Genomic DNA, 1,641 nt, shown 5'->3' on the forward strand with positions numbered 1-1,641 from the left:
ATGCTCGACGACGCCTCGCCGCTGGTGCGGCGCTCGCTCGCCGAAAGCCTGGCCAGCGCGGTCGAGGCGCCGCCGGCCATCGTTGTCGGCCTCGCCCTCGACCAGTCCGATGTTTCCTCGGTGGTGCTCTCGCGCTCGCCGCTGCTCACCGACGCGCAATTGATCGATTGCGCCTCGGTTGGCGATTCGGTCGCCCAGGCCGCCATTGCGCTGCGCCCGGAACTGTCGCCGGCGGTCGCCTCCGCCCTCGCCGAGGTGGCGGGGCGCGAGGCTCTGATCGCCTTGGCCGTCAACGAAGGCGCCAATCTGCCTGAATTCGCCATGCGCCGCATGGTCGAGCGGTTCAGCGGCGATTCCGAATTGCGCGAGGCGCTTCTGGGCCGGCCCTGGCTGCCGGGCTCGGTTCGCGCCGCTCTCGCCGCCGCCGCCGCGCGCCAGCTCGCCGATTACGCGGTCGGGCGCAACTGGCTGTCGCCGGCGCGGTCCGAGCGGATCGCCAAGGATTCGCGCGAACGCGCCGCGCTCATCATCGCCGCCGGATGCGCCGCCTTTTCGGAGGAAACGGCGGCGCTCGCGGCTTATCTTCGCGTCTCCGGCCAATTGACCGCCGGCCTCGCCTTGCGCGCGCTGCTGTGCGGCCAGACCGGCCTGTTCGCCGCGACCCTGGTCGAACTGACCGGCATGGGGCCGCGCCGCGTCGCCGGCCTGATCCGCGAGCCGGCAGCGCCCGCCTTCGCCGCGCTCTACGCCAAGGCCGGCCTGCCGACCGCTCTGCTGGTCGCTTTCCACGCCGCTTTGACCGCGCTCGCCCGCGCGCCGCGCGATGCGGCGCAGGATGCAGGGGAAGAGGGCGGCTGGCGCCTGCCGGTGATCCAATATGTGCTTGGCCAATGCGAGGCCGCGCAGGATGAATCGCTGGCGCGGCTGATCGCCTTGCTGCGCCGCTTCGAGGCCGACGCCGCGCGCGAAGCGGGCAAGAAAGGCCTCGCCCGCCTGCGTGAGGAACAGGCCGAATTCGCCGCGCCGCCGGTCGCTGCGCCCACGCTGGCGGAAGCCCCGCAAGCGGTCGCGGCGCTCACGGCGGAAGCCGAGCCGGCCGCCGTCGAGTCCGTCGTCGAGCTGATGACCGAACCGCTGTCGGAAACGGATATCGTGGTCGATCTGGTCGCCCTGGAAAAAGAACTGATGGCGGCCTGAGCCTGGTGCGAAGGATCGAGGCGCCCCTCAGGCGCCTATGCCCCAGAAGCGTGCGATCATCTGCGCGGCCGGCAGGCCGATTTTGGTGATTCCGAAGCTTCCATGCCCGCCGTCGGCGCCGTCCACGGGAAATCCGTGCCCCATTTCCGCGACGGTCCAGATCTCGACAGCGGGGCCTTTCGGCTTGCTCCACAGGCGCCGCCTGACCCCCGGCCGCGGCGACGCCTCTGTCGTCGGCGGGCCGTCGAATCCATGCGCCGCGCTCCACTGAGCGGCGAGGGCTTCGGCGTTGCGCGGGTCGACGAGTTTGTCCTTCTCGCCCTGCCAGATGGAGATCCGGGGCCATGCGCGCGGCTTGCGCGTCGGCGGCGCCGCCCGGCGGACCGCGTCCGCGAGGATCCGGCGATTCACCAGCCGCTCCGCGTGGCGCATGCGCAGCAGCGC

General features: G+C 72.0%; 1 protein-coding gene and 1 pseudogene. One reads left to right on the top strand and one right to left on the bottom strand.

All coding sequences use genetic code 11. The features are described from left to right. Positions 1 to 1,197 (top strand): DUF2336 domain-containing protein (locus ACE3S9_RS19325; protein ID WP_374548103.1); only part of this gene is annotated, 1,197 nt, incomplete at its 5' end. 27 nt (positions 1,198 to 1,224) lie between these two features. Here the strand turns inward: ACE3S9_RS19325 and ACE3S9_RS19330 are convergent. Next, a pseudogene (locus ACE3S9_RS19330) lies at positions 1,225 to 1,641 on the bottom strand (hypothetical protein); the annotation flags it as partial.

The sequence above is a fragment of the Rhodoblastus sp. genome, from assembly GCF_041915505.1.
Taxonomy (GTDB): domain Bacteria; phylum Pseudomonadota; class Alphaproteobacteria; order Rhizobiales; family Beijerinckiaceae; genus Rhodoblastus.